Here is an 8,080-nt window from a genome sequence, read left to right as displayed (position 1 = left end):
ACTTTTTCCCTGAAAATTAGGTAATTGACCCCCTCAAAATCGCTAAAACCCTACACCCTACACCCCACACCCTGCCCCCAGGAAAAACTTTTTGCCGCAGACCCTATTTAAAACCCCCCAAGCCCGATCGCCAGCGATCACTAAAAGACCACTTCGGTAATCACACCCTCAATCGCCCCGAACCGAGAGCGAGAAACTAAGACAATTCGATACAATATTGTCAACAAGCATTAAGCGATTTAAACTATCGATCGAAGGTAAAAGTCCCGAAGTTATCGAAATCTAGGGGGAGACAAAAACAAGCATGGGTAGAGTAGTAGGCATTGATCTAGGGACAACTAACTCCGTCGTCGCCGTGATGGAAGGCGGAAAGCCAGTGGTCATCGCCAACTCGGAGGGCATGAGAACCACCCCTTCTGTGGTCGGTTTTAATAAAGATGGGGAGTTAGTGGTCGGTCAAATGGCCCGGCGACAAGGGGTACTCAATCCCCAAAACACCTACTATGGAGTCAAACGCTACATAGGTCGTCGCTACTCGGAATTAAACCCCGAATCGAAGCGCGTCCCCTACACCATCCGCCGGGACGAGATGGGCAATATCAAAATTAAATGCCCCCGTCTGCAAAAAGAATTCGCCCCCGAAGAAATTTCCGCCCTAGTTTTACGCCGATTAGCCGAAGAAGCCAGCCGTTATCTAGGGGAAGAAGTCACCGGGGCCGTCATCACCGTCCCCGCCTATTTTAACGACTCCCAACGTCAAGCCACCCGGGATGCGGGCCGAATTGCGGGGTTAGAAGTGATGAGGATTCTCAACGAACCCACCGCCGCCGCCCTGGCCTACGGTCTCGATGAACAGGAAAGCAAGAAAATCCTCGTTTTTGACCTGGGGGGCGGTACTTTTGATGTTTCTATCCTGGAAGTGGGTGACGGCGTTTTTGAGGTGAAAGCCACCAGTGGCGACACCCAATTAGGCGGTAATGATTTCGATAAAAGAATCGTCGATTGGTTAGCCAATCAATTTTTGGAACAGGAAGGCGTGGAGCTGCGCCAAGACCGGCAAGCCCTACAAAGACTCACAGAAGCGGCAGAAAAAGCCAAAATTGAACTATCTGGGGTCAGCGTCACCGATATTAATCTACCCTTTATCATCGCCACGGAAGACGGACCCAAACACATCGAAACTCGCCTGAGTCGGGCCCAATTTGAGGAATTATGCGGCGATTTAATCAGTCGTCTCCGTCGTCCTCTCAAACGGGCCCTTTCCGATGCCGGTTTGTCCCCCGTCCAACTAGACGAAGTGGTACTGGTGGGCGGCGGCACGCGGATGCCGGTGGTGAAGGATTTGGTGCGGAGTTTTATCGATAGGGAACCCAATCAAAATGTTAACCCTGATGAGGTTGTAGCGGTCGGGGCGGCTATTCAAGCAGGAATTTTGGGCGGCGAGGTCAAAGACGTGCTGCTCCTCGATGTTACCCCTTTATCCTTGGGTTTAGAAACCATCGGCGGTGTGATGAAAAAGTTAATCCCCCGCAATACCACTATTCCCGTCCGCAGAGCTGACCTTTTTTCCACCTCCGAAAATAATCAAACTGTGGTGGAAATCCACGTTTTGCAGGGGGAAAGGGAAATGGCCAGCGATAATAAATCCCTGGGACGTTTTAAATTAACCGGTATCCCCCCCGCGCCCCGGGGTATTCCCCAAGTGCAGGTGTCCCTCGATATCGATGCTAACGGTATTCTACAAGTCACCGCTAGGGATAAAATGACCGGACGGGAGCAAAGTGTCACCATTCAAGGCGCTTCTACCCTCAGCGAAGGGGAAATTAACCGCATGATCGGCGATGCTGCCCGATTTGCCGAAGCAGATCGTACCCGTCGCGAAAAGGTCGATAAACGCAATCGCGCCCGCTCTCTGGTGGATCAAGCCCAACGACGCTTAAAAGATGTTACTCTCGATTTTGGTAATGAGTTTACCCGTTCCTATCGTCGTCAAATTGAGTCTTTGAGTACGGAAATTATCGACGCTTTGGAGAAAAATGATGACCGTCGCCTTGATCGCGCCCAGGCGGATCTACAGGATGTTATCTATGAATTAAATCGCGAGGTACGGCTACAATACGACGAGGAAGATGAGGGCTTTTTTAGCGCTATTCGCAAGACTTTTACCGGGGATAAGGAAGATGATCTTCCCTCCGAACCGCGCCGCGATCGTTATCGGCAGGATTATCGTCCCAGTACACCGGGTTATCAAAGTGATTATCGACCCAATTATTCGGCTAATCAAGATAGTTATCGCCCCCGCAATCAGGACAATTACTACAATGGCCGCGATAGCGATTGGCAAAGTCCCCCCCTTTCGGAGGAAAAAAGTTATAACAATAGTAAAAGTAACCGCAGCGGCGGCAATCGTTCCCGCAATATCCCCCCCCAAAATAACTGGGATGATGACGATGATGATTGGTTTTAATCAGTGATCAGTAAACAGTGATCAGTAATCAGTAAAAAGACAGTGGGAAACTACTATTTAATACTGCTCGCTTAATACATACTGCTCACTTAGAACTCAAATCTGATAACTGATAACTGATAAGTGGGTGGGTGGAATTAAATATAAGATGAACGTAGGTTGGGTTGAAGCATGAAACCCAACGCCCGATTATGTTACGCTACTGCTAACCCATCCTATAACCCATCCTACAAATAATTGTGCCTCCCTACTTAACTGATAACTGATAACCGATAACCGATGACTGATGACTGATAACTGATAACTGATAACTGATAACTGAATATATGCCACAATTAGTTAATTATTATGATGTTTTAGGAGTATCTCGCACGGCTACTGGTGACGAGATAAAAAAGGCTTTTCGACGACTGGCGCGTCAATATCATCCTGATGTTAATCCGGGGGATAAATCGGCCGAAGAAAAGTTTAAAGATATTAATGAAGCTTATGATGTTCTCTCCGATGAAGAAAAACGGGTTGAGTATAATCGTTCCTTGACAGGAAATAAACGCCGCGGGATACGTCCGGGGGAAAAAGCCAATAGTAACGGGAATGGAAAAATACCCCGTACAGAACAGGATTTATGGAAGTTTAGAGATTTTAATAACCCTAATACTAAGCGCGCTAAAATTGCCTCCTCTCCCCGTTTAACTCGTCGAGATGTGGAAGCAAAATTAACTTTACCTTTAGAGAAAGCCTATCAAGGTGGCAGACAAAGAATTCGTCTGGAAGATGGTAGATCAATAGAGGTTGATATGCCAGCAGCTATGATCGATGGGCAGAAAATTCGTCTCAAAGGTCAGGGTATTGAAGGGGGTGATTTATATTTAAAAATAACTATCGCTAGGCATCCTTTTTTTAGGATTCAAGGTTCTGATATTGTCTGTCAAGTACCGATTACTCCTAGCGAGGCAATTGTGGGCGGTTTTGTGGAAATTTCTACCATTGACGGGTTAGTTAAAATGATGATTCCTAAGGGATTAAAAAGTGGTCAAAGATTACGTTTGGCTAACAAAGGTTATCCCACTTCCCAAGGAGAAAGGGGCGATCAATTAGTGGAAATTATATTAGTTAATCCTCCCAATCCTAGCCCTGAAGAATTAGAACTTTATCAAAAAATACGGGCGATCGAAACTTTTAATCCTCGCCAAGGTTTATAAAGATTATGCTAGGGGTGGGTTACGGTCTATTTTTTATTGATCAGAAGTCGGTCATCAGTATTCAGTATTCAGTATTCAGTAGTTAGTATTCAGAAGACGGCTTTTTCTCCCTGCTCCCCCGCAACGCGCACGAAGTGGTCTCCCCACTGATAACTGATAACTGAAAAATACCCCCAATTCCTGTCTTCTTATGACAAATATAATTGACACAATTAAACCTTTTTATCCTCTAGCTTTCAAGGCTATTCGGGGCAATTTAGAGGGAACACAAAAACAATTATTAAATACTCTGCAAAAAATCGATCGCTCGCGGGGGGAATTTTGGGGACAATGGTTAATCTCCCAATTAGCAGAATCCCTCTGTTTTAGCGATTCTCGCCTATCTCAAAGCCTCTGGGGGTTAAATTTCCCCAATCCCGTCGGATTAGCGGCAGGATTCGATAAAGACGGTTTAGGGGCAGGACTTTGGCATAATTTCGGCTTTGGTTTTGCCGAGGTGGGTGCTGTCACCCTAGAAGGGCAACCGGGCAACCCAAAACCGAGATTATTTCGTTTACCGGAAGATTTGGCCGGATTAAACCGTATGGGGGCAAATAACCTCGGTGCGCCGGTTCTAGCGGCAACTCTCCAGCAATCTTGGCAACGACAACCCCGACAGATTCCCATCGGCATTAACCTCTGTAAATCGAAAAATACGCCCCTAGAAAAGGCTCCGGAGGACTATTTAGGCAGTTTTCGCTATTTATTCCCCCATGCTGATTATTTTGTCGTTAATGTTAGTTCTCCCAATACTCCCGGTTTGCGTTCCCTGCAAAGTGGTGAACAACTCGATAAAATCCTCGACATTTTACAAACAGAAAATCAAGGCAGAAAACCCCTATTAGTGAAAATTTCTCCCGATTTAGAATGGGAAGATATCATAACAATTATTGACTTAGCTTTCTCCTATCAATTAGCCGGAATTGTCGCTACTAATACCACCACTAAACGCACGGGATTAAAAACTACAATTCTGCCTGAAACTGGTAAACCAATCACTGAAGAAGCAGGGGGAATTAGTGGGCAACCTTTGCGGGAACGTTCCACGGAAGTGATCAGTTTTATCTATCGGCAAACCCAAGGCAATTTACCGATAATTGGAGTGGGAGGCATTTTTTCTCTCGATGATGCTTGGGAGAAAATTACCGCTGGTGCGAGTTTATTACAGATTTATACCGGTTGGTTATACCGAGGACCTTGGCTAGTATCAAATATTTTACAAGGATTAACAGAAAAATTAGAGGTCAATGGGTTGACTAACATTAATCAAGGGGTGGGTTGGCAAGCTAACCAAGAATGAGCCAATTTTCTCTGGTAATTAGCAATAATTTCGCAAAAATTAGCTAAAATGTTATCTGTTACCTTTGGGGATAAGATAAGATAATTAAGATAACTACAATAGGACTGATCTAGAGACTACAGCTAGATAAAAATTGATCGCCAAGTATTGAACTTCTTAACCAAACCACAATTCTATGTCAAAAAAATCATTTTTACCGGGTTGTTTAGTCGTCTTAGGACTAACAGCAGTAACCGCAGGAGGTGTCTATTTTTATCTGCGGGGACAACTACCTTGGCAAAGATTCACCCCCTTAGAATCGGCAAAAGTTATCCCAGAAACTGCCTTTGCTAGTAGTTTTGTCTCCACGGATGCAAAAGCTTGGTCAGTGTTAGCTAAATATGGTACACCAGAATCGCGAACTGCGGTTAGTCAAGGACTAGAAGAATTACAAAAAAATATCTTCACCGATAAGATTGATTATCAACGGGATATCGAACCTTGGATCGGTAGTATCAGCTTTGCTTTCCTTCCCGCAACTACCCCCGGACAATCGGGATTATTAACGGTTATCGGCATCAAAGATAAAATTAAAGCGTCAGAATTCGAGAAAAAACTAGGACAACAAGTTAATCGCAAAACTAGCACCAGTGACTACAAAGGTGTTAAAATTACTGCTATAGATTGGCAGGATAACACCACTATTTATACTGCTGTTACTGGCGATTTTTTGTTGATATCCTACGATAAAAAGGTGTTAGAAGCGGCGATCGATACCTACCGAGGACAGCCATCTTTTAGCAGTAAACCGGAAGTGAGAAAACTGCTTTCCCAATCCCTCAACCTCCCCAATACCCTAGCGACAATTTATATCGATGATTATGCCGCAATCTTGGGACCAGATGCCAATTTATCTCCCCAAAGTCGGCAAGAATTAGCAAAAATTCAAGATATTGTCGCGGGAGTGGGTGTCACCGATACGGGATTACAGTTACAAATGGTGGCTAAACTTGCCCCTGAAACTATTTCTACCCTACCTTCCCCTAGCAGAAATCAAGTTTTAAATTATTTACCCGGAGATACCATCGCACTTTGGAGTGGTAATAATCTTAAACAGGGATGGGAAGAAGCAGAAAAACAGTCCCAAACTAACCCAGAATTACAAGTTTTTCTGCGTCAGATCCGTGAGAATTTTCAGATGGCAACCCTTGACGCAGATAAAGAAGTTTTTAACTGGATGGATCGAGAATTTGCCTTTGGAATTATCCCCAACCAGCAAGCAGTGGGAGGGTTAGGTTTTGGGGGAATGATGATCTGGCAAACCGGCGATCAGAAAGCGGCAAAAACTACCCTCGATAAGTTAAATGAATTGGTGAAAACTGTTCCCTTTATCACCATAAAAAAAAGTCAAATTTCTGGCCAAGATGTGACTGAATGGAAAGCGGAAGAACAAGCTATTTTAACCTATGCTTGGCCTAATAATGATACCCTAAAAATGACCGTCGGAATTCCCTATCAACCCCAACCGAATCAACCGATTAGCAAAAGGGAGAATTTCCAAGCATCGATCGCAAATTTGCCTAAAAATAATCTCGGTTATTTTTTCATCGATGTGGAGCAAATTATCGCTAAAGCAGGGGGAATTAATAATCTTCCTGCCGGGGAATTAACCCCGGAAGCAAAGGCCTTTTTAGAATCGGTACGCGGGATCGGAATTACTGCCACTATGCCTGATAAAACCACCAGTAAAATTGATGTTTTATTTTCCCTGAAACAAACTCCCTAAAAAGTAACCGACTAGATAAAGCGATCCACAGAGAATTATCCGACTATCGGCAGATTCTTGGATGGCTTTTTTTAGTCCTAAAAATACATCGGAACAAGTCTCTAGGTGAGATAATTCTGGACAAATTGAAGCCGCTAATTCCGCTAAGGTTTCAGGATTGGCACTGCTATGATCTGGGACAGGAACTAAATATAAACTATCGCCTTTTCTTAATAAAGCTTGGAATATTTCTCGATGATCTTTAGTCGATAAAATACCCATCACCCAGATAATTTTTGGAGCCTTTAAACTATCTACATACTGCCTTAAACCAATAGCAGCAGCGGGATTATGAGCGCCATCTATTAAAATTTCTCGCTGACACCAATTAACGGTTTGTAAACGTCCTAACCAGCGAGTTTTTGCCATTCCTTCTTGCACGACTTCATCGCTAATTTGCCAACCTTGCTGACGTAAAATATTAACAACAGCGATCGCTATAGCGGAATTAGTTAATTGAAAATCTCCCGCTAAGGATAAAGGATATTCTAAACCTTGATATTTAGCACGATTATCGGCAATTTTTTCGGCAGCTTCTACCCATACCGTTGGACAATTTAACAGCTTGATTCTCTCCCTAACTACTCCCTGTGCTGATTCCGGTAATTGTCCGATAACTGCGGGACAATTCGCTTTTAATATCCCCGCTTTCTCCCCGGCAATATCGGCAACCGTCGGCCCTAAATTTTGCCAATGTTCCCGACTAATAGAAGTGATGACAGTAACTAAAGGTTGAGCGCAAACATTAGTCGCATCCAATCTTCCTCCTAAACCCACTTCCATCACGGCAATATCCACCTTTTCCTGAGCAAAATACAGCCAAGCAGCGGCAGTAATTACCTCAAATTGAGTAGGACTTTCCTGCTGGGGATCGATAAGCGATTGTATATATTTAAGCAGGTTTTCTAAAGTGGCAGTTTCAATATTTTCGCCATTAATAGAGATTCTTTCTGTCCAATCAATTAAATGGGGAGAAATATAACGTCCGACTTTGTAACCGGCGGTGCTGAGAATAGATGATAGATAGGCACAAACCGATCCTTTGCCATTAGTTCCCGTGACATGAATAATCGGAATTTTATCTTGGGGATTGCCTAAAATCTCCAGCAGATTTTTTATTCTTTCTAAACCGAGATTGACACCAAAACGCTGAAAAGGTTGCAGTAAAGAATCGATAGTCATGGTTGGCAAACTATAAATAGGGTTTGCGGCAAAAAGTTTTTCGGTGGGGGTAGGGTGTGGGGTGTGGGGTGTGGGGTGTGGGGTTT

The 8,080-nt window shown here is 44.1% G+C and carries 5 protein-coding genes; 4 read left to right on the top strand and 1 reads right to left on the bottom strand.

What is annotated here, in order from left to right; all coding sequences use genetic code 11:
* The first annotated feature begins 304 nt into the window (after positions 1-304).
* From dnaK to PX636_RS11620, 4 genes are all read left to right on the top strand, one after another.
* Positions 305-2,467: a molecular chaperone DnaK gene (dnaK, locus tag PX636_RS11635; RefSeq protein ID WP_288117276.1), complete on the top strand. Its 2,163-nt coding sequence runs from the start codon at positions 305-307 to the stop codon at positions 2,465-2,467.
* A 326-nt stretch (positions 2,468-2,793) separates the two neighbouring features.
* Positions 2,794-3,669: a J domain-containing protein gene (locus PX636_RS11630; RefSeq protein ID WP_002798705.1), complete on the top strand. Its 876-nt coding sequence runs from the start codon at positions 2,794-2,796 to the stop codon at positions 3,667-3,669.
* Between the two features lie 190 nt (positions 3,670-3,859).
* Positions 3,860-5,008, top strand: a complete 1,149-nt coding sequence (locus PX636_RS11625) for a quinone-dependent dihydroorotate dehydrogenase (RefSeq protein ID WP_288117275.1) — start codon at positions 3,860-3,862, stop codon at positions 5,006-5,008.
* Positions 5,009-5,183: 175 nt separating this feature from the next.
* Positions 5,184-6,773 (top strand): DUF3352 domain-containing protein, encoded by a 1,590-nt coding sequence (locus tag PX636_RS11620; RefSeq protein ID WP_288117273.1) that lies wholly within the window; start codon positions 5,184-5,186, stop codon positions 6,771-6,773.
* On the opposite strand, the gene PX636_RS11615 is transcribed toward PX636_RS11620, so the two are convergent.
* Positions 6,747-7,994, bottom strand: coding sequence for a bifunctional folylpolyglutamate synthase/dihydrofolate synthase (locus PX636_RS11615; RefSeq protein WP_002798708.1), 1,248 nt, complete (start codon positions 7,992-7,994; stop codon positions 6,747-6,749). The two genes, PX636_RS11620 and PX636_RS11615, sit on opposite strands and share 27 nt — an antisense overlap.
* Between the last annotated feature and the right edge of the window lie 86 nt (positions 7,995-8,080).

The organism is Microcystis sp. M53598_WE2 (genome assembly GCF_030067735.1).
In the GTDB taxonomy this organism is placed as follows: Bacteria; Cyanobacteriota; Cyanobacteriia; order Cyanobacteriales; family Microcystaceae; genus Microcystis; species Microcystis aeruginosa.
The sequence above is the reverse complement of the archived record's forward strand: the minus strand, read 5'-3'. Positions and strand labels throughout refer to the sequence as shown.

Coding starts and splice junctions, on each gene's coding strand:
- dnaK (WP_288117276.1), top strand. CDS start 305: ATGGGTAGAGTAGTAGGCATTGATCTAGGGACAACTAACTCCGTCGTC.
- PX636_RS11630 (WP_002798705.1), top strand. CDS start 2,794: ATGCCACAATTAGTTAATTATTATGATGTTTTAGGAGTATCTCGCACG.
- PX636_RS11625 (WP_288117275.1), top strand. CDS start 3,860: ATGACAAATATAATTGACACAATTAAACCTTTTTATCCTCTAGCTTTC.
- PX636_RS11620 (WP_288117273.1), top strand. CDS start 5,184: ATGTCAAAAAAATCATTTTTACCGGGTTGTTTAGTCGTCTTAGGACTA.
- PX636_RS11615 (WP_002798708.1), bottom strand. CDS start 7,994: ATGACTATCGATTCTTTACTGCAACCTTTTCAGCGTTTTGGTGTCAAT.